The 23,747-nt window shown below is 55.3% G+C and carries 21 protein-coding genes and 1 pseudogene; 14 read left to right on the top strand and 8 right to left on the bottom strand.

All coding sequences use genetic code 11. The annotated features are described in order from the left end of the window. Positions 1 to 171 precede the first annotated feature (171 nt). From fba to sS8_RS05420, 3 genes are all read left to right on the top strand, one after another. Complete coding sequence (gene fba / locus sS8_RS05430) at positions 172 to 1,236, top strand: class II fructose-bisphosphate aldolase (protein ID WP_119628757.1); 1,065 nt, start codon at positions 172 to 174, stop codon at positions 1,234 to 1,236. Between the two features lie 27 nt (positions 1,237 to 1,263). Continuing rightward, positions 1,264 to 1,716, top strand: coding sequence for an HAD family hydrolase (locus sS8_RS05425; RefSeq protein ID WP_119628756.1), 453 nt, complete (start codon positions 1,264 to 1,266; stop codon positions 1,714 to 1,716). Between the two features lie 119 nt (positions 1,717 to 1,835). Then, entirely contained in the window at positions 1,836 to 2,711 is an 876-nt protein-coding gene (locus sS8_RS05420) for a phosphoribulokinase (protein WP_119628755.1), read from the top strand. Between the two features lie 270 nt (positions 2,712 to 2,981). Here the strand turns inward: sS8_RS05420 and sS8_RS05415 are convergent, their stop codons facing one another. Continuing rightward, complete coding sequence (locus sS8_RS05415; RefSeq protein ID WP_119628754.1) at positions 2,982 to 5,306, bottom strand: dynamin family protein; 2,325 nt, start codon at positions 5,304 to 5,306, stop codon at positions 2,982 to 2,984. 310 nt (positions 5,307 to 5,616) lie between these two features. Here sS8_RS05415 and sS8_RS05410 point away from each other — a divergent pair, with 310 nt between their 5' ends. Both sS8_RS05410 and gndA read left to right on the top strand, forming a co-directional pair. After that, complete coding sequence (locus sS8_RS05410) at positions 5,617 to 6,318, top strand: retropepsin-like aspartic protease family protein (RefSeq protein ID WP_119628753.1); 702 nt, start codon at positions 5,617 to 5,619, stop codon at positions 6,316 to 6,318. A 151-nt stretch (positions 6,319 to 6,469) separates the two neighbouring features. Then, on the top strand, positions 6,470 to 7,981 hold the full coding sequence (gene gndA, locus sS8_RS05405; RefSeq protein WP_119628752.1) for an NADP-dependent phosphogluconate dehydrogenase: 1,512 nt from the start codon (positions 6,470 to 6,472) through the stop codon (positions 7,979 to 7,981). 191 nt (positions 7,982 to 8,172) lie between these two features. On the opposite strand, the gene sS8_RS05400 is transcribed toward gndA, so the two are convergent. Further along, positions 8,173 to 8,655, bottom strand: a complete 483-nt coding sequence (locus sS8_RS05400) for an amidohydrolase family protein (RefSeq protein ID WP_119628751.1) — start codon at positions 8,653 to 8,655, stop codon at positions 8,173 to 8,175. After that, positions 8,634 to 9,074, bottom strand: a complete 441-nt coding sequence (locus sS8_RS05395) for an amidohydrolase family protein (RefSeq protein ID WP_145986424.1) — start codon at positions 9,072 to 9,074, stop codon at positions 8,634 to 8,636. Before sS8_RS05395 ends, sS8_RS05400 begins: the two co-directional genes overlap by 22 nt. Positions 9,075 to 9,231: 157 nt before the next feature. Between sS8_RS05395 and sS8_RS05390 the strand changes: the two genes are divergently transcribed. Further along, the gene (locus sS8_RS05390; protein ID WP_232020523.1) at positions 9,232 to 10,413 is read left to right on the top strand and encodes an alpha/beta fold hydrolase; all 1,182 of its coding nucleotides are present in this window, start codon (positions 9,232 to 9,234) and stop codon (positions 10,411 to 10,413) included. A 15-nt stretch (positions 10,414 to 10,428) separates the two neighbouring features. On the opposite strand, the gene sS8_RS05385 is transcribed toward sS8_RS05390, so the two are convergent. Continuing rightward, a complete protein-coding gene (locus sS8_RS05385) occupies positions 10,429 to 11,796 on the bottom strand; it encodes an MFS transporter (RefSeq protein WP_119628748.1) in 1,368 nt (455 codons plus the stop codon). 160 nt (positions 11,797 to 11,956) lie between these two features. Between sS8_RS05385 and sS8_RS05380 the strand changes: the two genes are divergently transcribed. Continuing rightward, complete coding sequence (locus sS8_RS05380; protein ID WP_119632625.1) at positions 11,957 to 12,967, top strand: glycosyltransferase family 4 protein; 1,011 nt, start codon at positions 11,957 to 11,959, stop codon at positions 12,965 to 12,967. Between the two features lie 50 nt (positions 12,968 to 13,017). Here the strand turns inward: sS8_RS05380 and sS8_RS27555 are convergent, their stop codons facing one another. Together sS8_RS27555 and sS8_RS05375 are read right to left on the bottom strand one after the other, a co-directional pair. After that, entirely contained in the window at positions 13,018 to 13,425 is a 408-nt protein-coding gene (locus sS8_RS27555; protein WP_145986423.1) for a hypothetical protein, read from the bottom strand. A gap of 28 nt (positions 13,426 to 13,453) precedes the next feature. Continuing rightward, positions 13,454 to 16,960 (bottom strand): FecR domain-containing protein, encoded by a 3,507-nt coding sequence (locus sS8_RS05375; RefSeq protein WP_119628747.1) that lies wholly within the window; start codon positions 16,958 to 16,960, stop codon positions 13,454 to 13,456. A 975-nt stretch (positions 16,961 to 17,935) separates the two neighbouring features. Here sS8_RS05375 and sS8_RS05370 point away from each other — a divergent pair. Continuing rightward, positions 17,936 to 18,466, top strand: coding sequence for a helix-turn-helix domain-containing protein (locus sS8_RS05370; protein ID WP_119628746.1), 531 nt, complete (start codon positions 17,936 to 17,938; stop codon positions 18,464 to 18,466). Positions 18,467 to 18,524: 58 nt separating this feature from the next. After that, on the top strand, positions 18,525 to 18,698 hold the full coding sequence (locus tag sS8_RS27960) for a hypothetical protein (protein WP_170160965.1): 174 nt from the start codon (positions 18,525 to 18,527) through the stop codon (positions 18,696 to 18,698). Between the two features lie 103 nt (positions 18,699 to 18,801). Here sS8_RS27960 and sS8_RS05360 read toward each other — a convergent pair whose 3' ends face one another. Continuing rightward, a complete protein-coding gene (locus sS8_RS05360) occupies positions 18,802 to 19,845 on the bottom strand; it encodes an IS5 family transposase (protein ID WP_119632595.1) in 1,044 nt (347 codons plus the stop codon). 90 nt (positions 19,846 to 19,935) lie between these two features. On the opposite strand from sS8_RS05360, the gene sS8_RS05355 reads away from it, so the two are divergent. Continuing rightward, positions 19,936 to 20,163, top strand: coding sequence for a transposase family protein (locus tag sS8_RS05355; RefSeq protein WP_170160964.1), 228 nt, complete (start codon positions 19,936 to 19,938; stop codon positions 20,161 to 20,163). A gap of 109 nt (positions 20,164 to 20,272) precedes the next feature. Here the strand turns inward: sS8_RS05355 and sS8_RS05350 are convergent, their stop codons facing one another. Then, positions 20,273 to 20,467, bottom strand: coding sequence for a hypothetical protein (locus tag sS8_RS05350; protein ID WP_119628743.1), 195 nt, complete (start codon positions 20,465 to 20,467; stop codon positions 20,273 to 20,275). A gap of 230 nt (positions 20,468 to 20,697) precedes the next feature. On the opposite strand from sS8_RS05350, the pseudogene sS8_RS29845 reads away from it, so the two are divergent. The 4 genes and pseudogenes from sS8_RS29845 to sS8_RS05335 form a co-directional block, all read left to right on the top strand. Beyond that, positions 20,698 to 20,841, top strand: a pseudogene (locus sS8_RS29845) (transposase DNA-binding-containing protein); the annotation flags it as partial. Between the two features lie 9 nt (positions 20,842 to 20,850). Next, entirely contained in the window at positions 20,851 to 21,438 is a 588-nt protein-coding gene (locus tag sS8_RS05345) for a hypothetical protein (protein WP_197716692.1), read from the top strand. Positions 21,439 to 21,630: 192 nt separating this feature from the next. Then, positions 21,631 to 22,686, top strand: a complete 1,056-nt coding sequence (locus tag sS8_RS05340; protein WP_232020522.1) for an IS630 family transposase — start codon at positions 21,631 to 21,633, stop codon at positions 22,684 to 22,686. Between the two features lie 126 nt (positions 22,687 to 22,812). Then, on the top strand, positions 22,813 to 23,289 hold the full coding sequence (locus sS8_RS05335) for a MarR family winged helix-turn-helix transcriptional regulator (RefSeq protein ID WP_232020521.1): 477 nt from the start codon (positions 22,813 to 22,815) through the stop codon (positions 23,287 to 23,289). Positions 23,290 to 23,747 lie beyond the last annotated feature (458 nt).

Raw genomic sequence — 23,747 nt, 5'->3', positions numbered from 1 at the left:
CACTAAGGGCGAAAATCAATTAAAGCTCCCCGTCAGGCGCCAAAGTTGCTGAGCGGGGAATGCACTTCAAGCAATGTCAGGTACAGGCATCAGATTGCCTGAACCTGGCGTGCGTGTGTTGATTGATCTTCGCCGCGAAGTAGGCAATCAGGAGGCGAGAGGAGTCAAACGATGGCTATCATTTCCTTAAGACAATTGTTGGATCACGCCGCCGAGCACGACTACGGCCTGCCGGCGTTTAACGTCAATAATATGGAGCAGGTTAAGGCCATCATGGAAGCGGCTTCCGCAGTCGATGCCCCGGTCATTCTCCAAGGATCGGCCGGCGCACGGAGCTATGCCGGGGAACCGTTCTTGCGTCATCTCGTCCTCGCTGCAGTGGAAATGTACCCGCACATTCCGATCTGCATGCATCAGGATCACGGCGCTTCGCCAGCGGTTTGCATTCGCGCCATTCAGTCCGGCTTCAGCTCGGTAATGATGGATGGTTCGCTGCTGGAAGACATGAAAACACCTGCCAGCTACGAATACAATGTCGAAACCACCCGTAAGGTGGCTGATATGGCGCATGCTTGCGGCGTTTCGGTCGAGGGTGAATTGGGCTGCCTGGGGTCCTTGGAAACCGGTATGGCCGGGGAGGAAGACGGTCATGGTGCAGCAGGCGAGCTGGATCACTCCCAACTGCTAACCGATCCGGACGAGGCTGCGGATTTCGTCAAGAAAACCAATGTGGACGCTTTGGCCATCGCCATCGGTACCAGTCACGGCGCCTACAAATTCACTCGAAAGCCGACCGGGAAGGTGCTACGCATCGACCGTGTCAAAGAAATCCATGCCAGGATTCCCAACGTTCACTTGGTCATGCACGGGTCTTCCTCGGTACCTGAGGATTGGACAGCTATGATCAACGAGTTCGGCGGTGATATCGGCCAGACCTATGGCGTACCGGTCGAGGAGATCGTGGAAGGCATACGCCATGGCGTACGCAAGGTGAATATCGATACCGATCTGCGAATCGCGTCCTATGGTGCGATGCGCAAGTTCATGGCCGAGGACAGGAAGAATTTCGATCCGCGGAAAGTCTACAAGGAAGCGCAAAAAGCCATGACCAGCATTTGTGCGGCACGTTATGAGGCATTCGGTGCTGCGGGCCAAGCTTCGCAGATCAAAGTCATCGGCTTGGAAGACATGAACAAGCGTTACAGCAAGGGAGAACTGGATCCGGTCGTCACTTAGACCGTGCTCCAAATCCTCATTTTCGACATGGATGGCACGCTGGCTTACACCGAACGCCGCGGCCACCGTGTCGCATTCAACCGAGCGTTCTCTGAAGCTCGCCTTGATCAGGTTAGGGAAGAAGCCCTGTCCGGCGCATTATCAAAGGTCGCGGACGGCAAGGCGCGTTTTCGCCATTTCATTGCCACCTATCATTTCGGGATTCGCGGCTTCGAGGCCGATCCTAGTATTTTGACCCAGCGCTTGCATACCGGGAAAACCTTCCACTATTCGGCTCTACCGAAAAACGGCGGGATTTCGGCTAGGCAGGATGCCATTCGATCGATCCAGTCTGAAAATAGTCTGCGATCGTCTCCCGGAGCAGAGCTCCAGACGCCGGTTAGTGTCAACGACTGTAACTCCGGCCAGGACTTTACCGGGGCTTCACAGGTTATCGATCCACCTAGGAAAGCCGGACCGACCTTTAACGTGTCCGAATGAAATGCCGGGGAAAGCGTTCAATCTGGTCTATATTGACGTTTCCAGGCAACTGCATGTCCACTGGACTCGCGAAAAAGCACTAAAGCAACAATTACGCGGAGTCCCTCGAGGAGTTCTCCATGTCGAAAAAGCACCCAGTCATTGCCATCACCGGCTCGTCCGGTGCGGGTACGACAACCGTCAAGAAATCCTTTGAGCACATTTTTTTTCGGCTGGGTTTAAAGCCTCTCATGATCGAGGGCAATAGCTTTTATCGTTATAACTCGATCGAGATGCAGCAGCGGATTGCCAGAGCGCAAAAAGCCGGAAAAAATTTCAGTCATTTTTCGATCGAGGCCAATCTACTGGAGGACTTGGCAAGAACCTTCAAGGTATACGGAGAAACCGGTTCTGCCAAGCATCGCCACTATGTTCGCAGTGACGAAGACGCGAAAAAGCTCGGTTATCCGGTCGGAACGTTTACGCCGTGGCAGAAAGCACCTCGTGGCACCGATCTGCTGTTTTACGAAGGCTTGCACGGCGCCGTCAGAACCGAAACGGTAAATGTGGCCCAATATACCGATTTGCTGGTCGGGGTCGTGCCCATCGTGAATCTGGAGTGGATTCAGAAAATCCATCGAGATAGCGCTCTATATGGCCACAAACCCGAGGATATCACCGATATCATTCTCCGGCGCATGGAGGATTACGTTAGGGTGATTACGCCACAGTTTACTCATACGGATATCAACTTCCAGAGAGTTCCTTTGGTCGACACTTCCAATCCGTTCATGGCGCGAGATATTCCCACCGCGGATGAAAGCGTCGTGATCATCCGTTTCAAAGATCCTTTGAGATTCGACATCGATTTCGAGTATTTGCGGGCGATGCTTCATAAATCCTTCATGTCCAGACACAACTCGATCGTTATTCCGGGCGGCAAAATGGGCCTGGCCATGGAAGTCATCTTTCGTCCTATCATCGAGCGGATGATAGAAGATCGCAAAAAGGCGTGAAGATTCTCGGGGTAATTCGAGCTTCTTGCAGAGGATGCTGAGCGTAAGGCTGTTTCGGGCCGTCTGATTTATCGGCAAAAGCTAGCGACTTCCGAAGGTGTTGAACCGGCTGGCTCGTTTCGCCGCATCCCATTGTTCAGGCGGTGAGACGGAGGCGAGCCGGGGCATTAACCGTTTCCGGCACACAAGCGCGAATCTTTGCAAAGCCTATCCGTATCACATGGGGTTGTCCGTGCGAATGGAATACCCTGCGCAGCGCCCTGACGAGCCTCAACTTTCGGCATTCCGTCGGCCTTGGCCGACGGCATTCGTGACCACCTGATAAGCTTCCTTGATTACCTTCTGCTTCTGCAATTCGGAGTTCAATTCGGCATCGATATCGGTGCTGAGCTGTTTCATGATCGTCTTGGCAATCTCGTCCTTCACGGATTCGAAATAGGCCAGTAATTCCTCTTCCAATTCCTCGAAATAGTTCTTGATGCCGCGCCGTGCAAATTTGTTGATTTGGCGCTGTTGCATGCGGGTGTAATCAAGCAATCCGACCTTGTAGCACTCCAGAGCCCGGTCGATTTCATCGGATTGAGCAGTCGGCGTGGACGATGCCGAATGAACCTCCGTGAGCACTCGGTAAATGCCGGTCAGTTTGTCCATGCCCAAAGCCAGCATTTGTTTTACGTCCGCATCGGGTCCCACCAGGCGTCTGTTCTTCGCGATTTCCAAAGCGCGGTCTGCATTTTTCTTCACCAAGTCCATGATGTCTTGGTTGTTATGGACGGGCTCGCCGGCTTCCCTGGCCATGATGGCACGCCCAAGTTCGTCGATGACGCCGCCGTACTCGAACAAGAACACATCACACATCCCTTTCAGCCTGTTAACCATGTCGCGGCCGCTCAAGCGATCGTTCAGCACGGCGAGAACTTCGTCCGGCAGCGCATCGTTGGACGCGATGCTGTCGAGCAGGCGCAACAGGTAACGGCGGACAATCTGCTCTTCCAAGAGGTTTTGCAGTTGAGTGCGGAAGGTGTGCTGTATATGGAGGTTTTCTTCGATCTTGTGCGGCAAGCGACTAACGACGCTATGCAGATCCAAGCCTTTGAGCAGTTCGTTCTTAAGGGCTTTACGGTCCAAATTATCTATGGCGTGGACGATCTGTTCGCCTAGCCGGTCCCGGTCTTCGTCGCGCCAGAACACAAAATCCGGTAGCACCTCGGTACGTAGTACCTTGATGTGCTCTTCAACGCTAGAACGAAGGTGCCGCAACGCTTCGTCCTGGCGGCGCGACAACTCGCCGGCGATAAAGGTGCTTTTCATACTGTCATCGCTTTTGTTTTTGTAGTTCTGATATAACGGTTCCAACCGTTCCCGCAACCGTTTGGCCAAATCGATGTATTCGCTGCGCGCTTCGTCGAGAAATTCGGCTTTTGCAGTATTAGCCAGATAATCGAATAAACTGCTCCGGAATGCAGCAAAGTTTTTGGCCTCGTCCAGCGATTTGATGAAACCTTCGGCCTCGTTCTGTAAAGGTATCTTGCCTATGGCTTTCTGCAGTGCATCCACATGCTCGCGGATACTGCCGCTTTTTTCCAGGCGACCGTCCTGAATCAGCTTCAGCAGCAGGTAATTGAGCGCCGATACGCGAAACACGCGGTCTTTGGCGATATGGAATCCATAATGCTCGATCTTCTGCGCAAAGTTCGCCAATTCTTCCTTCTTCTGCTGACTGCTCAAAACGTCCCATTGATTGATCGTCCAAAATGCGCGTTGCAGCACACGTTTCCGCTGGCTATGAATTTCCGCCAATAGTTCGATCTCTTCGCCTTCCAGCAGGTGGAACACCTTCATGGCGATCACGAATGCCTTGGCGTCATTTTCGACATACGACTTGGTCACCTTGCGGTGGCGCGGATTGACAACGCCTAGCCCCGGCAAGTCGACGAGAACGACATTTTCGGGAATATTGACGTCGGTGAGAAAAATTTCCGCCTGATCTACGAACAGGACGTCCTCGTAATCCTCGGTGACGTAGTTGGGTAGCTCCGTCAGAGCGATCTCTTTTACCGCGCCGCTCAGTCTGTTCCAGCCCTGGATCAAAGTTCTCAGCTCGTCGAAGAATTTTTGCTTGTTGAACGATCCGAATTGGTTCTTGTATTGTTCGATGTCCTTTGCCAATGTGCCCAGAAGTTCGCCTTTGCTCTGTTTTCGGTAGGTATCGCTGTTCTTGCGCAACTCCTTGGACAGTTCTTCGAGATACAGATTTTTCAGTTCGTCTCGTGCGCTTTCACTGAGGTAATGAATGACGGCGCGATTCGTGCGATCTTTACGGATCAGCGTCGGGATGGCGGTGAAGGACTTGGTGGCCTGGGGCAAGATATCGTCGCCCAGCACTGCGTTGATAATCGTGCTCTTGCCGGCCGAAAACGCACCTAGAAACGCAACAGGGAATTCCGGCGATTTAAGCCTTTCCAACCAGCTACGCTTGCGATTGACAAAATATTTAAAATCGTCGGTTACACCGAGATAGGGTGCGGAGGCGTCATAGGCTTCGAACAGGCGTGTGAATGCTTTGACGTAATTGCTGTAATCCGACTCTTTCATCCGTAGGGTTCCTGATTGTTTTTAGGGGCCGGCGATGTCGCTGGTTTTTGCTGCCTGGATCGGCGTAGGCGGAGTTATAAGATCATGGTCAAATAACGGAATATATTACCATCGATATCGCGCAGACCTCAGCTGTTGTAGTTGATTCGGTTTTCGCCGGACCTCGACCCGGAAATTTCCGGAGGCGTGTCCGCCTCCGGCCGAAGAAGTGCTCGCATCCTATCGGTGAGTGGTGCCCTCGGAAAAGAAGTCGTATGAATCAACGCTCGGCAGTTCCAGTCGAAGACGGTTTGAATGAGAGAATGACCGCATGAGGAAATCCAAGGCCCAACGCCTGCGCGAATGTCTGACGGGATTACTGCTTCTCGGAACGATACCGGTCGCGGCCGAATCCGAAACGCTCCGCGCTCGGCTGGAATCTCTGGCGACCGAGCACGGATTTGTCGTCGAAGGGCTGGAGCACCTGGGATACGAATCCGCTCGGGACACGGCGGGCGACCTTTCGGTCCGGCTCAGGCAACTGCTCGAGGAGTACAACTACGTCATCATGACGGAAAAGCCCGGAGCGATCGGACGGCTGGTAATTACCAGTGCAAAGACGCCGACCCGGGCGCGCTCACTCAATGCCGCCATCAAAACCACGCGGCTCGGTTCTCATCATCAGGTCGACACGGTGCTGGTGGGGCCGAATGGGGTGGCGCTGCCTGTTACATTGATTGTCGACACCGGCGCCTCGACACTTGTATTGCCGGAATCGATGATGCAGGAACTTGGCTTTACGCCGGAAATGCTGCAACCGGGAGTCAGTCAAACGGCAAACGATATTGTGCCCATTAAAGCCGGTATCCTAGAATCCGTTGGAGTGGGTCCCGCTTCCGCTGCGGACGTTCCGGTCGCCTTTTTCCCGGACGATCGTCTTCGCGGCGCGAAACTTTTGGGGATGAGTTTTTTGAGCCGGTTCCGCATGACTTTGGACGAAACAGAGAGTGAATTGATTCTCCTGGCAAGGTGAGATTACACGTAGCACATCCGAACGCCTTGCACGACATCGCGAAATCTACCGGAATCATACGACGAACGGATTGCTTGCGCGGCTTAACCGAGAACGGCCTGATAAATGCTTGTAAAGTTCCGCTCATTATCCAGCAACAAGAGGTGCCATTATGAACAGTGACAGTGCGGACATCGGTCTAATCGGATTAGCGGTCATGGGCCAAAACCTGGCGCTGAACATCGCCGATCACGGTTACACCATCGCGGTCTATAACCGCAGCTCCGAGAAGACCGGGGAATTCATGGAGCGATGCCGGCAGAAAGAGCCATCCGGCGAACGGGTCCTGGGATTTACCGACCTGAAAGAGTTCACCCGGGCGATCCGGCGCCCGCGCAAAATCGTCTTGTTGGTCAAGGCAGGCGCGCCGACCGATCGCACCATCGAAAGCCTGCTGCCGCACCTCGAACCGGGCGACATCATCGTCGACGGCGGCAACGCGCATTGGATGGACACCATCCGCAGAGACAGGGAATTGACCGCCCAGGGATTTCGATTCATCGGCTCCGGCGTCTCGGGCGGCGAAACCGGCGCGCGCTTCGGGCCTTCTCTAATGCCGGGCGGCAGTCCCAGCGCCTGGGCCGAACTCGAACCGATCTGGCGTGCGATCGCGGCCAAGGTCGATCCGTTAAGCGGCGTTCCTATGGAAGGAGCCGCGCCCGGAAAGCCGGTCGAAGGCGGGGTGCCGTGTACGGCCTACATCGGGCCGAACGGTGCAGGGCACTATGTCAAGATGGTGCACAACGGCATCGAGTACATCGATATGCAGTTGATCTGCGAAGCCTACTGGTTGATGAAACAGCTGCTCGGCCTGGATTCCGGCGCGATCGGTGAGATCTTTCGCGAGTGGAATGGGGGCGAACTGTCCAGCTATCTCATCGAGATCACCGGGGATATTCTGGGGCAGAATGATCCTTCGGGTTCCGGCTTCCTGGTCGACCATGTGCTGGATGCGGCAGGGCAGAAAGGCACCGGCATGTGGACTGCCGCCAGCGCACTGGAACTGGGCGCGCCGGCGAATTCGATCGCCGAAGCGGTATTCGCCCGAGCCTTGTCGGCGCTGAAGGAAGAACGGGTAGAAGCCAGTCGGTCGCTGAAAGGCCCGGACGTCCAACCGATATCCAACCCCGCGGAAATTATCGATGCGGTCCGGCGCGCGCTGTATTGCTCCAAGATCTGCGCCTATGCCCAAGGCTTTCAGCTGTTATCGGAAGCGCAAAAAACCTACGAATGGACGCTCGATTTCGGGACCATCGCCCAGCTTTGGCGGGGCGGCTGCATTATCCGAGCGCGCTTCCTGCAAAAGATCACCGATGCCTATACGCGCGATCCGGGGCTGAAGAACTTGATGCTAGACCCTTACTTCAAGGACGTGCTGCACGAAGGGCAAAACCAATGGCGTCAGACGGTCGCCATTGCCGTACAAAACGGCATGCCGGTTCCGGCGTTCGGTTCCGCGCTGGCCTATTTCGACGGCTACCGTAGCGCTTCGCTGCCCGCCAACCTCCTGCAGGCGCAACGCGATTATTTTGGCGCGCATACTTACGAGCGGACCGATCAGCCGCGGGGCAAGTTCTTCCACCTCGACTGGCCTACGCCCGATCGCCCGCAGACGGAGGTCTGACAGCGCCGTCGCCTGTTGCTTTTCAGGCTCCAGAGCACCCTCTGCGGCCAGTACTCCGAACCAGGAACCCTTCCGGCGGATTTGGCGCATCTGCCGGATGGTTCCGGTTTCGTTTTCCGGGAGCGTTTTCGAATCCGATGAAGGGGCCGCTGAAGTCGCCCCACGCGTGCTGCACCCTAGCCTTATTCGACCTAAGGTTCGAGCGCTCTTTGAACGCGCTCGGCCGCAGTCTGTGCGGCTTCGATCACCCTTGCCGGGTTCACGCCAAGGATCTTCCCGTTACTTTTCAGTACTTGCCCGCCCACGAACACCCATTCGACATTCCGGGGCTGACCATTGAACACGATTTGGCTGATCCAGTCCCCGCGCGGAATAAAATTGAGCGTCTCCGGATTGAGAATGATCAGGTCCGCCTGTTTACCCGACTTCAGCGAGCCCACGCGGTCGAACATATCGAGCAGCTTCGCCCCGTCCGCGGTGGCCATGCGCAGCACATCGGAGACCGTCGGATACACGTCGGGCCGGAGCGTCCTGGCTCGCTGCAGGCCCACGGCTGCCCGTATATCATTGAACATGTCGCTGGTATCGTTGGTTCCGCCGTCCAGGCCAAGACCCACCTGAACACCGGCACTCTGCAGCTCCGGAAGACGGATCACCCCGGAAGCCAAGCGCATGTTACTGAGCGGGTTAAGGCAATCTTCGGGTCGAATAAAGGACGTACACACGTATCGAACCAACCCAAAAGGTCCTGGTCCGTACCGCAGCCTCTAATGAGCGATTGCCACAGATGATTGTGCCCATCGACGAAGCCCGGCATTACGATCTTACCGGTGGCGTCCACGACCCGAGCTCCGGGGCTTCGCAGGTGTCTGCCGACGGCCGCGATCTTGTCGTTTTCGATCAGAATATCGGCACGCTCGATGATGCCGAGATCACCTGTGCCGACCGAAGGATCCATGGTCAGGACAAGGTCGGCGTTGCGAATCAGCGTCCTGGCGGAACCCGCCAGAGATACCGAACAGAAGAGGCTGATCCAAACGGCCAGGAAAAAGACGCTGACTGCAAGGATGCGGAGGCGAACGTTTTCGGTCATGATTTGATCTCCCGAACGGAAAAGCGAAGCGAACGGTAAACGATCCATGCGTGCAAGAGGCTTCCGTCACAACCGAAGCGGGGTTCAGCGATTAGATCTACCATCGGCTACACTTCGGATGTACCCTGCAAAGCCGGCGCTCTTTTTGGTCTTATCCATGTTGTGCGGTTGCGCTCACCAGCAGTTCGTTACCCAACCCTATCCTCGCTGGGGCGAGGAGCTATGGCTGTCCAGAACTGACCGCGATGCGCCGTTGCCGATGCGCGTTCGGATGCCGGCACGGCCCGCTGCCGCTCCGGCCTGCCTGCTGATCGTTCATGGCATGAATGAATATATCGGTCGCTACCACGAAATCGCAGCCCATTTCGCCAACCGTTTTATCGTTGCCGGCTTCGATCTTTATGCGCACGGCTTGTCCAACCCGACTTTGCTGGCTGCGGACCGCGCCATAGCCGGTGGGGCTTCCGAGTTCGACGTGAGCGGCGCCTTCCTGGCGCAATCGGGTTTGCGCAACCTCGACCCGATGCGGCGGGATCTGGATCAGGTGTTGCGCCGCCTGATCGAAATCTGCGACCGGCGCGGCAGACCCGATCTCCCCATATTCATCCTTTCCCATAGCCTGGGTTCACTCATCGCCGCATCTTATCTGCTCGAACGGACGCCGGGAGACGATCCGCGCGGGCGGATACAAGGCATCATATTCTCCGGCCCCGCCTTTTCGGTGACCGAGGTTCCGGGCTGGCGAGGGTATTTTCAAACTCCGATAGTGAAGCTGTCGTTTTATGCCGAGGAGCATTTTCTCCGCTCTCACGGCGAGCCGCTTCCGTTGCTGATCGCCAATCAAGCTCTGGCCCTCTCGACCGTCCCCGTGCTGGACGGACTCTTCGAGCTGCTTTCATGGCCGGGCCTTCGGCGCGTCTTTTCCCCAACGACACCGGGCTGGGTGCCGGAATACCTCAGCGACTGGGAAGAGGAGAGGGCGCGCCACCGAGTCGACGGCTATATCATTCGCCGCAGTATCCTGCGCTACGTCAAAGGCGTCGAGGAAGAGATCGTTCGTTTCAGACGGCGCATGGCCGAGTTTGCCATGCCGTATTTCCTCATTTATTCCGCCGGCGATCCGATCACACCGGCCTGGGGCAATCAGGATTTCGCCGCAAAAACCTCCGAAAAGCATCGAGACAATCTGATCCTGCCGATCATCGACAAGGTTCATCACGAACACCTTTTTTCCGCCCCGCCTCTGCGTGACGAACTGCTCGGGAAAATCGAAGCCTGGCTGGACCGTCGCCTAAAGTCCATGGGCGAAGTTTCCGTCAAGAGGGCGGATGCGCGATGATCCCGCATATGCCACTCACGCCGGCCCTCCGGCATCCGCCTTGAAAACGCTACCCCGCCGAGCGGAAATTTCGTTCCGCAAGGCCTGCTGTCGCGTGCGATCGATCGGAAAGTTCCACATGATCGGAAGTCCCAGGGCAATGATGAGACAGGGCAGCCAGCCGTAGATCATCAATAGCCACTGCTTCGCTTCGGGAGCTTGCACGGGTGCGGACGGCTCGAAACCGAAGGCGGCGGGCAAAGCGGTACCCAGGAGAACGCCCAGGGCGACGGCCAGCTTGATGGCCATGCTCCACACCGCGAAAAAGAGCCCGGTGCGCTGCCGGCCCGACGCGACGATGTCATGATCCACCACGTCCGCAGCGATCGAATTCGCCAGCATGAAAATCGACGCCAAACTCGAGCCCCTTAAGATGATCAGGGACACATACAGCACCGTATCGCCTCGATCGACCCAGGGAAACCCGAGGCTCGACAGACCGATCCAGAGTGCGGCGAGAATGATCGCCCGATGTTTGCCGATGCGATTGGCGATACCCATCCAAACCGGCACCATGGCCAGCGAAACGAGGTTCTCGGTGAGAATCATCGTGGCGAAGATGTCGGGACGTCCGACCACATGGGTTAACACCAATCGATGAAGCGTTGCTTGAATCAGGACCGCCGTACCCAACAAGAGCAGCGTGATCAAGGTCCGCATGAACGCGTGGTTGCGCAGTACCAGCCGGATACCCGCCCCGCCATCGTGGTACTCGCCCGCCAGTTCTTCGGCGGGAAATTCAGGTACCTTGGCGAGCGCCATGGCGACCAGCGGCGGCAAGCTGATCACGATGACGAGGGCGATGATCCGGAGCTGGTCGCGGTTCTCCACGTAGCCGAGAAAATCCATGACGGACAACACGCCCAGGAACAAAATCTGGCCCAGCGCGCCCAGTCCCTCGCGCCAAGCCGCGACCCGCGTGCGCTCGGTGTAATCTGTGGAAAGCTCGGCACCCCAAGCCTTGTGGGGCAAATCCACGAGGGTGAAGGCGAAAAACAACAGGCTTGCCCAGACAAAGAGATAAAGAAGTGAAACCTCGCCGCGAGGTGCGAACACCATCCAGGCGGACAGCATCAGAAGCGGCGTACCCATGCCGATCCAGGGTTTGCGTCGGCCCCACCGTGTTTTGAGACGATCGCTCAAAATGCCGATGAGGGGATCGCTGACCATGTCCAGCGCCCGCGACGCGGCAATCGCCATGCCTACGCCCGCGAGCGGCAAGCCCATGTCGGCGGCGTAGAACGCCGGGACGAACAGCGCTACCGGCAAGGTCGCCACCGCATGAGTGAGGTGCGGCGACGCATAATACAGCATGATCTTGCGGGGAAGCTGCGGTCTTTCCATGGGACTGCGAAAAGACAATAATCTTCGAGTCTACGGCGCTGGCCGACGATTTCAATCGCCGGATTCAAGCGCCGGTTTCAGGCGGACGGAGGTCGTGTGCCCGCCGGCAGCTTCCGAAAAGCCGACGGCGCATCACACCGGTCGTGCACAGGAGGAAGCGTTGCGTATTATCGTGATCAGCGATGCCTGGCATCCTCAAATCAACGGGGTCGTCACGACTTTGACCAACACCCGTCGCGCGCTGGAAAAGTCGGGACACACGGTCCAGATCATCACGCCCGATCGGTTTCGAACCTGGCCGTGCCCCGGCTACCCCGCCGTGGGTCTGTCCTTCCTGTGCGGGCCCCGCCTGCGGCCTCTCATCGAGGACTTCAAGTCGGATGCGATCCACCTGGCTACCGAAGGACCGATCGGCTTCGCGGCTCGCCGTTACTGCCGCGAAAAAGGTATTCCCTACACGACCTCGTACCACAGTCATTTTCACCACTATCTGAAGCTCCGGGCCGGGGTACCCTATAGCGTGAGCTGGACCTATCTCCGCTGGTTCCACAGCCGCAGCCATCGGGTCATGGTGTCCACGGAATCGCTGGCCGACGAGCTTGCGTTCAAGGGGTTTCGCAGGCTGGTTCGGTGGTCGCGCGGCGTCGACACCGAACTGTTTCGGCCTTGGGGAAAGGCGTTTCTCCGGGACGAACGCCCGATATTTCTGTACGCCGGGCGCATCGCCATCGAAAAGAACGTCGAGGCCTTTCTTCGGCTCGACCTGCCCGGTACCCGATACCTGGTCGGCGACGGACCACAACGACAGGAGCTGGAACTCAAATATCCGCAGGCCCGTTTCGTGGGCTATCAGTCGGGAGAGTCTTTAGCTCGCTACATGGCGGCGGCGGACATTCTGGTCTTTCCCAGCCGGACCGATACCTTCGGCTTGGTTATGCTGGAAGCGCTGGCTTGCGGCGTCCCGGTCGCCGCTTATCCGTTGTCGGGAATCCGGGATGTCATTCGGAATGATCGCGTCGGCGTCCTGGAGGACGATCTCCGACAGGCCGCTCTCAAAGCCTTGTCGTTGGATCCACAGGACTGTCGTCGCTACGCGCAGGAATTCTCGTGGGAGACCTGTTCTCGGCAGTTTTTGGAAAATTTGATTCCGCACGCGATGGGAACCGCGTGAATCCGGCTTTCCTCCGTCCGGCTCGAACGGCCGTAGTTTTCGTGCCGTACTTAGCCTGGCACCTTAATCATACCCGCTGGGCATACATTGGTGTTCGGATAGTAAATCGGGGGCTTGGGTACGAGATAAATCTGACCACCCATATCGATCCGCCAGACGCAGTACACGCTATTGGCGTCTTTCTGCAATGTCTGCACACTGACGGATACGGATTTTTCATCCGTTGTAACAAAGCCTTGTTGTCTTAATTCGTTATCACACTCTTCCGGGTTGTTGCATTTTCTTGTATTTCTAATGTCAACCCCTTCCGGAACGGTTACTCCAACGGTTTCTCTTTTGGGAACTTCAGGAGGCGTCTTAAGGCGTAAAAAAAGATCGGTCGAAACGAGTGCGATCAGAACCAAAAGAAGTAACTGTGTGCGGTTGCGCATTATACTTGTTGAAACGTTGGTGTTCATCGGCGTTCTCCTTAAAATGTTGGAAAAATTAAAAATTAATCAGTAATTGAGCCCAAAACGTCCGCTCCGGTATTAATGGCGACGCGGATGGGAAATCTTGCCGGGTCGAATAGACGTCGAAATAATTGAAGCGCTCATCTAAAACGTTTTTTACGGAAAAGCTGAATATACCAAGTCTTTTCGGAAGGCGATATCCCATAGTTAGATCCAACAAGACAAAACTATCCGAAATCCTGTCCTTGTCTTCTGCCGACTCTTGCATGATCTGCCGGACGAAACTTGCAGTTGTATGGGCAAAAAGACCGTTATTGAAGAAGAAATTAATCGAAGCAGGGACGGTATGAGTAGTTAAGTTATCAAAATCAACTATGGTATTGTCATTAGTTTGATTCCATCTTTGGAGAAAATATTCCGCGCTAAGCGATATGTTGGAGATCGGAGTCCAGTACAAATACGCTCTATGCAGTTGTTCGGATGATTTGCTTATAACGGGTTTGTCCTCCTCGAAGTAAGGCGTCGATATGTGGCGCCAGCTAAATTCGAGCCCGGAATAGATTGTTCTCGAGAATTTATGGTCAAGTCCGAATCCATATCGAGTGCTCTTTGAGCCGTTGATGTCATCGAAAAACTGATTGAATCCTGCTACCTGGGTCGGTTCCACCGTCTGATCCAGGACAAAAGGCCTTTTCAGGACGGAAAACCAGGCGGCACGCAAGGTCGTGTCCCTGGTGAGATTCCAGACTATGCCGAACTTCGGATTGATCTGCTGCCTATCGTACGTTTGTTGGTTAAAACTATCGGCGCTTAGTCCAATAATACCTGTGATCGAATAGGGTAGGCGGATATGATTATAAATATAAGCGTTGGCATGCTGAATTTGATGCTGAACCGATTCGATTTGTTTGTCTACGATTGGAACAGGCGGGAAATCGATGGTGGTGGTGGTTTGAATACGGTCCTTTCGCTCTTCCGTGTAATAGCCGACCCCGATTATGGAATCCAGATGCTCCCACCGTCCCAGATACTCCAATTCTGCACTCAGGGCATCTTGATCCGACTCGGCTGAAACATCCAGGCGGCTAAACGGTAGTTCGTTCCGTCGATGTCTCTCATTGTTCGATTTGCCATAGATGAAATTGGCTAATAGTGTCTGGTTCGCAGTGAAGTTGAACGTTCCACCGAGACGGGCCGTACTCAACCGATTGGCGTTTCTAGCATTCCGGTCGAATGCACCTAGATCGAAGCGCTGCGAAAGGTCACCGAAGTCGGATTCGGTATAACGAAATTCGGTCTGTATGCCTAACTCCGGCGTAACTTGAGCTTGGATGAAAGCGTTGTAGATGTTCTGCTGTAAATCGTTGTTCGGCCGGTATCCACGGCTTTGAAAATGATATTGTCCGAGACTGTAGGAAAGGCGATCGTATACGCCTGAGTGGATTACTTCATCGCCATAACTGTCTAAACTTCCGACTAATCCGTAAGCCTGCAAGGAAAAGCGATTGCGTTGGAATGCGGGATTGAACTCTCTGAACGAAGGCAGCGATGGTCCGGACTGGTCCAATATCAGTAGATTTCGAGTTCCCAAAGAGGGTTGAACAGGGGTGACGTTCAAGGGTTGAAGCAGTTGCGACTGCAACAATTCGCTTACTCGCGCAATCTGCTGTCCGGGCAGCTTCGCGTAGGTGTCAGCGAGCATTCGATGTCCGGAGTAATCCGTAGGCGCTTGGATAACTGACCGCCAGCCTTCGAGCAAACCGCGCTGCTGAAAATTCAAATCTTGGTAAATGCGTCCGACTGCGGCGCTGCGTGCGGCGAGATCGTTATCCAATGCCTGTCTCGAGCGATAAACTGCGCGGTTATCGTTAAGCTCGATGGCTTTGTGCATGTCATGCAAGGCCTCGACCGGCCGATTTTCTGTTTGTTTCTTAATGGCCTCGTAAAACCATGGCGTGGAATCCTTGGGATCGAATTGCTTGGCAAGCTTGTATTCGGTCTCGGCTAATTTTCCCCGCTTCTGCTCGTAATAGGCCTTGCCCAGATAGCTTCGAGTCAAGGAGTCGGTCGGATCGAGGCTGGCGGCAATCTCGATCTCCTCGGTGCCCTCTTCGAGTTCACCCCGGCGGATCTTCGCTAGCCCCAGACCGAAGCGGGCGAGAGGATCGGTGGAATCGATAAAGATCGCTTCCTGAAAGTTGCCCTTCGCCTCCTTTAGATCGATTTCCATGAGTTGGATGAAGCCGAGTACGGTGTAACTCCGCGCAAAGCCCGGGTTGAGACGGGCGGCTTTTTCAGCGGAAGCGCGGGCTTCGGAGGTGCGGCCGAGGGATGCGAGCAACTCGGCGCGACGAGCATGAGCGAGCCCATTTTCGGGCGAAAGACTTACGGCGGCATCCACGCTACGCAGAGCGCGTTCAAGCTTGAACTCGGCTTGCTCGGCGTAGGAAAGGGCGATCAGTGGAATCGGATTGTTCCGTTCGGCAGCGACTGCTCTCTCTGCAAGGGCGAGAGCGGTGTTTTTGTCGTTCTTTGCGAGCACTACAACGGAGTGCAACGCAAGCGCCGTGGCGTCTTCCGGCTGGGCTGCCAGCAGGGTCGCAATCAACGGCTCCGCTTCATCCGAGCGGCCCAGCGTCAACAAAAGGCCGGCTTTGAGATGGAGGTAGGAAGGATTTCGTTCGATTTCCGGAACGGCATCGAGGATTACAAGAGAGGCCCGTATCTGACCGGATGAATAGGCCCTTAGGGCCTTTCGGACGAGCGGGTGCATTGGTTTTCGGCCGAGGGTGGCATAGTCGATGATCGGCGGGTAATACAGTGCCCAGGCGACGGCATCGGTGGGTCTTAGATGCAAGGCCGGTTGCGGTGCCTTGCCGGCCGTGGCTGCGACGGTTTCCCCGCTGTGGACGTTCAATGTTCCCTGGCGGTTGGATGCTTCCACGATGCCCTCGTAAACGTCGATGGAACCGCTATCGTCCGTGGCTTTAACCGCGAATTCAGTGCCCTTGATAGCGGCGTTTACAAACGGCGTGCGTACACCGAAGGCCCTGGGTGTACGGCTACGCAGATAAATGACACCTTTCAGAAGATCAAGCCAGGAGGGTAGCTGCTCGGCGGACTGGGAAAAAACGATCGTCGTGGTTTGGTCAAGCGAGAGGTAGCTGTCGTTGGCCAGTTGCAGGCTGGCTCGGCTCCGGTCGAGAGTGCGAACCTTATCCCCCAGGCAGAAATGCTGATTCAGCTCGGCGGGGCGCCAGCCGCTTTCCCGTGGACCCTGCAGCTCGACCTGGCCTTGTGCGGAAACCAGCCGAGCAAGCCACGGCTCGCATTGGGCGAACGCACGGACGGGAAGACAGATCAGCACAGTGGCAGTCAGCAGCACGGAGACACCAAGAGCGGGGGTTGCCCGGCAAAATCCTTCGGTATTCCGCGGAGATATGCTACTAGCCGAACGGTACGCGACTTTGTTTTGCGATACATCGGTATTCCCGACGTCGAAAACGTGGTTCGGCCCGTTTTCGGCCGTTTCTGAAGACATTGCAAGACCCCTTATAACTCGCCAGGCTGGCTTGTTGTCGCTTAATTCTTTAGTAGCATTGGGCTCGAAATCGCCCCGTACTTGCTAGCCGGATTCGATAGTGACGGATGGAAATGCAGGTATCATTCGGCGTTTAAAACACATTCAAGCTCTGAAACGAAATTGTCATTGTTGCTTTTTATTAATGATTTATCGTAATTCTTCTTTGCTGGAACCTGTCCCGGAGTCGGAGCGTGGCCAGGGAGTGCCGAAATGTGCGCTCCATCACACCTGACACCATATTACAAAACTCGACTCCCGAAATTCTGTGAAATATTCACTCCAGCACGATTCGAGGTAAACCCGGTCGTCCGGCTTAAGGTCTCTTCATCCGCCCTTCGGAATCATAATCCTCCGTCAGCGACGGAAGCAACATAACAGTTTCAGTAGGCGCTTTGGCTGCTTGATCTTTGATTCGGTTCTTTATCAGGCGAACCGGAAAATAAGCTCTTCAGGCCAGGGAAGAGCCTCATGTGCGCTGCGCCGGTTGTCGGCACCATGGTGTTTGTTAGCTTACAAAGTATCGCGTCGCTATATACTGTCGCTTCGAGAACCCGGCTGTGGGCATAAAGAAGCTTGACTTGTCGAGAAAATTGTGGGGCTAATATCTGCAGGGATCTGGTCGTCCGCCGCAGTACCGGTCCGCCGCTTGAATCTTTGCCTCCGTATTTTCTCGAGGAAAACTGATATCGGAATAGGACGAGACTTGAGGTGAGGCGTTCTTGGAGATGCTGATAACAGGGGGTTTAACACAGCCGCTGGATTATCGCGATACTGCCGGCATTGCTTTGCATAAAATATATAGGCAGTTCTGGCATGGAATTCGTCGAGCTGAGCCAAAGTCTTGGTGAATATCAGTAGAGTTGTACCTGATGCTAATGCATGGTATTGATAGCCCACTTGTTTCTCAAATAAATCCGAATATAAAAACCTTCCATGATCTACGACAAATTTAGCCAAATAACCGATGACCGCATCGTGGCATCGTTGATTGGAATGCCCAAGGCGAAGTTCACAGCCCTCGTCAAAGTATTTGAGTCGGCCGCTCAAGCCATCGATCGAGAGCGTGTCGAAAAGGGCGAGATAAAACACGTTAAACAGGGCGGCCCTAAAGGTTATCTTGATTCTTACGAGAAAAAGCTGTTTTTCGTTTTGTACTATCTGAAAACCTATCCCACTTTTGACGTTCTGGGCTTTCATTTCGGTTTTAGTGGCGGACATGCCCATGCCCACATCGACCGCTTGCTGCCGGTTTTAGTGCGAGCGTTGACAAGCCTCAACGTCATGCCGGAGCGCACGCTAACAACCCCAGAAGAATTCTCTCAACTCATTGATCAATATAAGAACATAGCGATCGATGGCGTGGAGGTCGCTTGCGTTCGACCCCAAGATGAAACTGAACAGGAAAAGCATTACAGCGGAAAAAAAAAGACATACGCTCAAATCCCTCGTAATCTCCGACTTTAATCGAAGGATATTGTTTTTGTGTTGCATTGTGGCAGGCAGCGTACATGACTACACACTCATGAAAGACGTCTTCACACCGGGTTCAGCGTGGTTCGAGAAGGTCAATTTATGGCTTGACTTAGGATTTCTGGGCGCGGACAAAGATTATCAAAGTACCCAAATATATCTACCCCACAAGAGGGCACCTCGAAAAACCCTGAATTTTGATGAAAACCCGGCTCTAATTTTTTGACCGGGCGGGCACACGAGCCGACTCCCTCACGCTCTTGTCGCCATTTCACTTTTCATTTTCCCCGAATCGCCCGCGTTGGGGGCCTTTCGGGCGAGGGTGGGCCTCAAAAGGCCACGACACCCGCCTGTTTCAGGTAAACCAGCCGCTTCAGGTTATAGCTGGCCGCCATCATCGTCATGGCAAAGTTCGCCCTCGCCTGGCCGATGGTGCGAATAAACTTGCCGCCCATTTGTGCGATGGCGGCGAAGGGATGCTCGACCCGTGCTCGGACCCGGGCGATGCGTTGATTACGTTGTTTCTGCCGTTCGGACAGCGGATGGTTGCGCTGGCCCTTGCGCTGGATGTGGTTGCGATAACCCGCTTCCTGGAGCTGGGCTTCCCGTTCCGCACTCGGATAGCCCTTGTCGGCATAGACGTCCCGGCTGGTGTTGCTAGTGTTCAACACCGCCTCAAAGTGCTGGCTGTCATGAGTAGCGGCGGTGCCGGTCTCGATCTTGCGGATAACCTTGTAGCGCTTGTCCACGTTGATGGAGAGCTTGTAGCCGTGGTGGCTCTTGCCGTGCTTCTTGGTCCAGGTGGCGTCCAGGTCTTTTTGCCGCCGCTTGGCCGGGCTCCAGTCCGCCGGCATCGCGCCTTCCTTCAGCATCTCCTTATCGTCCTTGCTGAAGTGCTGCTTTGGCGCAGGCACCAGGGTGGCGTCGATGATATGCCCCCCGCGGGCGATGTAGCCATGCTTGAGCAACTGCCGCTCGATGCCGTCGAACAGCGCCTGGGCGCCGACCTCGCCGATGCGGTTCTCGAAGGTCCACATCGTGGTGCGGTCCGGGATGCTGGCCGAGTCCATCAGCCCGCAGAAGCGCTGGTAACTCATCCGATCAAGCAACTGGTATTCCATCTGCTCGTCCGAGAGATTGTTGACCCGCTTGAGAAACAGGATGCGCACCATCGTTTCGGTGGGAAACGGCGGACGACCGCCTTGCGGGCTGACCGGTCGGGGCGCCGCCTGATCCACGTCCGCGGCAAGCGCCGCAAAGTCGATGTGGGTCTCGAAGGCCACCAGCGGATCGCCCATCCGGTCGATCTTCTGCTTGCGCAAATCGGCCGCAAACAGATCGGGTTTGATCGCGCTCTTCGGAGACTTTGGCATCTTCGGTTTGGTCATGTCTGGGACTCAACACACTGATTGGCTACAGGTCCTATTTTACCGGGCGCGCGCAGACCAAGGAGGTTTTTCGAGGTGCCCAAGAAACCTAGAAAATCCAAGAAAAACCCTAATCCGACATTGACGCCTGAGCAGAAGAAACAGAACAGAAAACAAGCCGCCACGCGGGTCATCGTTGAGCATGCCATCGGTGGCATGAAGTTCTTCCACTGCTTGATGCATCGGATTAGAAATCATCTGGGTCACTTCGTGGATTATTTTTTCTCACTTTCCGCCGGGCTTTGGAACTACAAAATCTATTGATTTACAATTGTTTAGCATCTGAAACAACTCTAGTATATGCGTACCCAATGCCTTGTTCAGTCTTTCGATACGGGTTGTCGTATTCACGATGTCGCCGAATGCGTGAAATTCATAATGTTTCGCCGAGCCGACATTGCCCACGCGCATCGTTGAATCGGGTGACGGCTTTCTGGATATCCAGAGCGGCTCGGCAGGCGTCGATCCGGAGATTGCTATCGATATGCTCGTTCATCAGATTGCCGAGCGCTAGGGGATCGGTGGATTCGGCAAGAGTCGTATATTTTCCGGCATCCGTCCAAGGCAAACGCCATACATAAGCCGGCTGGTTTGGCAAAGGTCTTGGAGGCTTCTTTGCTCGATGAGCTTCTGCAGAAAGCCTTGCGAATGTTTTCACGCTCCTCGGTGTGCTTGATATAGCGATACCCGAGATAACTGAGCAGGGTTAATCGCGTTTGAATGCACCCTATTACCCACAAGTTCTTCGATAGAAGAAGTTATTGAATTTAAAGTTATTATGGCTTTGGCGATGGAAGAATTTTCGGGGGCGGCGCTGGGCGACGCGCGTTTGACAAAACGACTGATTCGGTTGGTGGACGACCCTCGGCTCACCTGACGAAGAGTATTCCCCTGGCCTGCGGCGGGCTGGCGGAAACCAAAGCGGCCTATCGCCTGCTGGATAACGAGGCGGTGGAGTGGCGGGCGCTGCTGGCGGCGCACGGCGAACCGACGGTGGCCCGAATGGGCCGGGAAGCGCGGGTGCTGTGTCTCCAGGACACCACCGAACTGGATTTCAGCAGCCAGCCGGGCAGCATTGCCGGGCTGGGGCGCTTGAGCTACGAGCGGCAACACGGGATGTACCTGCATCCGACCCTGGCGGTGAGCGAGGGTGGCGTGGCCTTGGGCGTCCTCGACGCCTGGATGTGGGCGCGGAAGCCCAAGGGCAAGGCGGCTATCCGGGAAAGCCGGCGCTGGACGGAAGGCTACGAACGGATCGCCGAATTCGCGGAGCGTCTGCCGGACACCCGCCTGGTGTATGTCGCGGACCGGGAGAGCGACCTGCGGGAGTTGCTGGACCGTGCGGCGGATTTGGACCACCCGGCGGATTATCTGATCCGGGCGAAGCACGATCGGTTGGAAGTTTTGTCAGGCAATCAGCCTCCGGTGCTGAGATCATCGGTCCAGAGTTGCCTTATGTTGCTTGAAGCCTTAAGTTCCGAGGCCATTTGTCGGGTTCCTCGGGTAATTGCAAATATTCCGTGGATGCTTTGTCTATAGTGACTTAGCCGACGCCACTAGGGCCGGACTGACTGCGGTTTGATTTCCCTGCATAGGCTTCGTCCCGCCAGCGGGATTTTTGTTGGCGGTTTGAATAAAGCTGCATCGAAGGTACGACGCAGTGGCCTGAGGATAATCTAGTGCTTACTTGCATTAAACACCGATATGCTGCATCTTGGTGATATGACTCAGATGCAGCAACTGACATGTGATGAGAAGACCCGAAGGATTCTGGAACAGCGGAGGAGCAGCCAAACGGAATTGCACAGAAACGTGTTTCGGGCACGCATTATCTTGGGGTGCCTGGACGGACGAGGTGTCATGGAATTGGCGCGGGCACTCAACACCCGTCCCAACACCGTCATCAAGTGGCGCGATCGCTTTGCCGCGGGAGGACTGGCGGGGCTGGAAGATCGGCCACGGCCCGGCGCGCCTCGGCAGTTGCCGCCCGATTTGCGCGAGCAAATTCTGGGCGTTTTGGAAGAATCGCCGCCCCCTGGACAGGCGGTGTGGGATGGTGGTGCCGTGGCCCGGCGCTTGGGCGTTTCGCCACACGCGGTATGGCGGGTTTTGCGGCAGGAGGGGATTTGCCTGCAACGGCAACGTTCCTGGTGCGTTAGCACCGATCCGGAGTTCGTGGCCAAAGCCGCCGATATTGTCGGGCTCTATTTGGCGCCACCGACCAACGCGCTCGTAATTTGCGTGGACGAGAAACCGAGCATTCAGGCGTTGGAGCGGGCGAGCGGTTACGTGGAGACCGACAGCGGAAAAATCGTCCGGGGCTTCAAAAGTACCTACAAGCGCCATGGCACACTCAACTTATTTGCGGCGCTGCAAGTAGCCACCGGGCACGTTCACAGCGCAACTACCGCCACGAAAACCCGCGAGGATTTCTTGGCCTTCATGGACCAAGTCGTCGCCGAGACCCCGGCGGACCAGGAATTACATGTGATTTTGGACAACTATTGCACGCACAAGCGCAACGAGGACTGGTTGGCCAAGAATCCCAGGGTTCATTTTCACTTTACGCCAACCTCGGCCAGTTGGTTGAGCCAAGTGGAAATCTGGTTCGGTATCCTGAGTCGGAAAGCCTTGCGCGGGGCCAGTTTCTCCAGCATCGCTGAGTTACGGAACGCTATTGAAGCGTTCATTGCCAACTATTCCCAAAATCCACGCCCATTCAAATGGCGCAAACGCGAAGTGCACGGCAGTCAACTCAAAAATACTATCGTTAATTTACGTAATTAAGCACTAGGTACAAGCCGGGATGATGGCCGGCTCCGTAAAAACGCAGAAATGTACAGAGCGCGATTGACATTCCAATAATAGGAGTATATACACTTAATTAGCCTATCAAGTGAAGAGAACGAAGCAATGCCTGCAGGCTCTTTGTCGGCCGATCTGTCGGAATTGATGCAATGTACATGTTGCGCCTGTTTTAATCTGCGCAAGGCTAGCCGCGCGGTGACTCAGCTTTACGATGACACGCTGCGGCCGGCCGGAATTCGTGTCACTCAGTTTTCACTCTTGGTCGCTGCTAGCCTGGCGGGACCTACAACTGTCTCGCGGCTTGCCGAAATTGCTGTCATGGACCGGACGACACTGACGCGAAATCTCGAGATACTGGAGAAACTGGATCTAATTGAAATTGCTCCCGGTAAAGACCGCCGTACTCGCGTGGTCGATATCACCGGGAAAGGGCAAGAAGCGCTGTCAAAGGCATTGCCTCTCTGGAAAGAAGCCCAGTCACGTGTGGTGAACGCACTCGGCGAGTCCCGATGGCGGACTCTACAAGAGCATCTTTCGCGAGTAGTTGCGGTTGCCGACCCGGATAAGGCTGTTTTGGAGTAATTTGCTGTAGATATTTTTAGTGAACTCCGAACAGTTGGTTATCGTTTACGCCCTTCGGCAGGCCAGCACGAACGAAAGCAATGGATCGCGCCGACAAACTCGGAGCGGAGACGATACTATTAACCCGGCCCTTTAAATCCACGGACCTGATCACGGCCCAAGCCATGGTTCTCAAGGGGCCAGACTGTCGGGAATTTAAGGGCTACTTAATAATGCTGTACCCTGGCGACTAGACTCGGAATTGAAGAAGAGTCTTTTTTCGCGAAATTATGTGTATATACACTATGGCGGCAACCTCAATTCAGTCGAAATCTTCCGAGCGTCACGGGAGTGGCTGCCCGATTCGTCCTGGTGACGACTTGAAGCGATGCCTATTTTGGAAAAAACCTCCGACTTTCACAGAGGACCATGCTATGAACCTCGAAGAGCATTCTACCGTCAAGCAATTGCGCTCCCGA

The sequence above is a fragment of the Methylocaldum marinum genome, assembly GCF_003584645.1.
GTDB classification, from domain to species: domain Bacteria; phylum Pseudomonadota; class Gammaproteobacteria; order Methylococcales; family Methylococcaceae; genus Methylocaldum; species Methylocaldum marinum.
This window is presented reverse-complemented; position numbering and strand designations above follow the sequence as displayed.

Excerpts from the sequence above, each read along its gene's own strand:
- fba (WP_119628757.1), top strand. The coding sequence starts at position 172 with ATGGCTATCATTTCCTTAAGACAATTGTTGGATCACGCCGCCGAGCAC.
- sS8_RS05425 (WP_119628756.1), top strand. The coding sequence starts at position 1,264 with ATGGATGGCACGCTGGCTTACACCGAACGCCGCGGCCACCGTGTCGCA.
- sS8_RS05420 (WP_119628755.1), top strand. The coding sequence starts at position 1,836 with ATGTCGAAAAAGCACCCAGTCATTGCCATCACCGGCTCGTCCGGTGCG.
- sS8_RS05415 (WP_119628754.1), bottom strand. The coding sequence starts at position 5,306 with ATGAAAGAGTCGGATTACAGCAATTACGTCAAAGCATTCACACGCCTG.
- sS8_RS05410 (WP_119628753.1), top strand. The coding sequence starts at position 5,617 with ATGAGGAAATCCAAGGCCCAACGCCTGCGCGAATGTCTGACGGGATTA.
- gndA (WP_119628752.1), top strand. The coding sequence starts at position 6,470 with ATGAACAGTGACAGTGCGGACATCGGTCTAATCGGATTAGCGGTCATG.
- sS8_RS05400 (WP_119628751.1), bottom strand. The coding sequence starts at position 8,655 with ATGCGCTTGGCTTCCGGGGTGATCCGTCTTCCGGAGCTGCAGAGTGCC.
- sS8_RS05395 (WP_145986424.1), bottom strand. The coding sequence starts at position 9,074 with ATGACCGAAAACGTTCGCCTCCGCATCCTTGCAGTCAGCGTCTTTTTC.
- sS8_RS05390 (WP_232020523.1), top strand. The coding sequence starts at position 9,232 with ATGTTGTGCGGTTGCGCTCACCAGCAGTTCGTTACCCAACCCTATCCT.
- sS8_RS05385 (WP_119628748.1), bottom strand. The coding sequence starts at position 11,796 with ATGGAAAGACCGCAGCTTCCCCGCAAGATCATGCTGTATTATGCGTCG.
- sS8_RS27555 (WP_145986423.1), bottom strand. The coding sequence starts at position 13,425 with ATGAACACCAACGTTTCAACAAGTATAATGCGCAACCGCACACAGTTA.
- sS8_RS05375 (WP_119628747.1), bottom strand. The coding sequence starts at position 16,960 with ATGTCTTCAGAAACGGCCGAAAACGGGCCGAACCACGTTTTCGACGTC.
- sS8_RS05370 (WP_119628746.1), top strand. The coding sequence starts at position 17,936 with ATGATCTACGACAAATTTAGCCAAATAACCGATGACCGCATCGTGGCA.
- sS8_RS27960 (WP_170160965.1), top strand. The coding sequence starts at position 18,525 with ATGAAAGACGTCTTCACACCGGGTTCAGCGTGGTTCGAGAAGGTCAAT.
- sS8_RS05360 (WP_119632595.1), bottom strand. The coding sequence starts at position 19,845 with ATGCCAAAGTCTCCGAAGAGCGCGATCAAACCCGATCTGTTTGCGGCC.
- sS8_RS05340 (WP_232020522.1), top strand. The coding sequence starts at position 21,631 with ATGCAGCAACTGACATGTGATGAGAAGACCCGAAGGATTCTGGAACAG.
- sS8_RS05335 (WP_232020521.1), top strand. The coding sequence starts at position 22,813 with ATGCCTGCAGGCTCTTTGTCGGCCGATCTGTCGGAATTGATGCAATGT.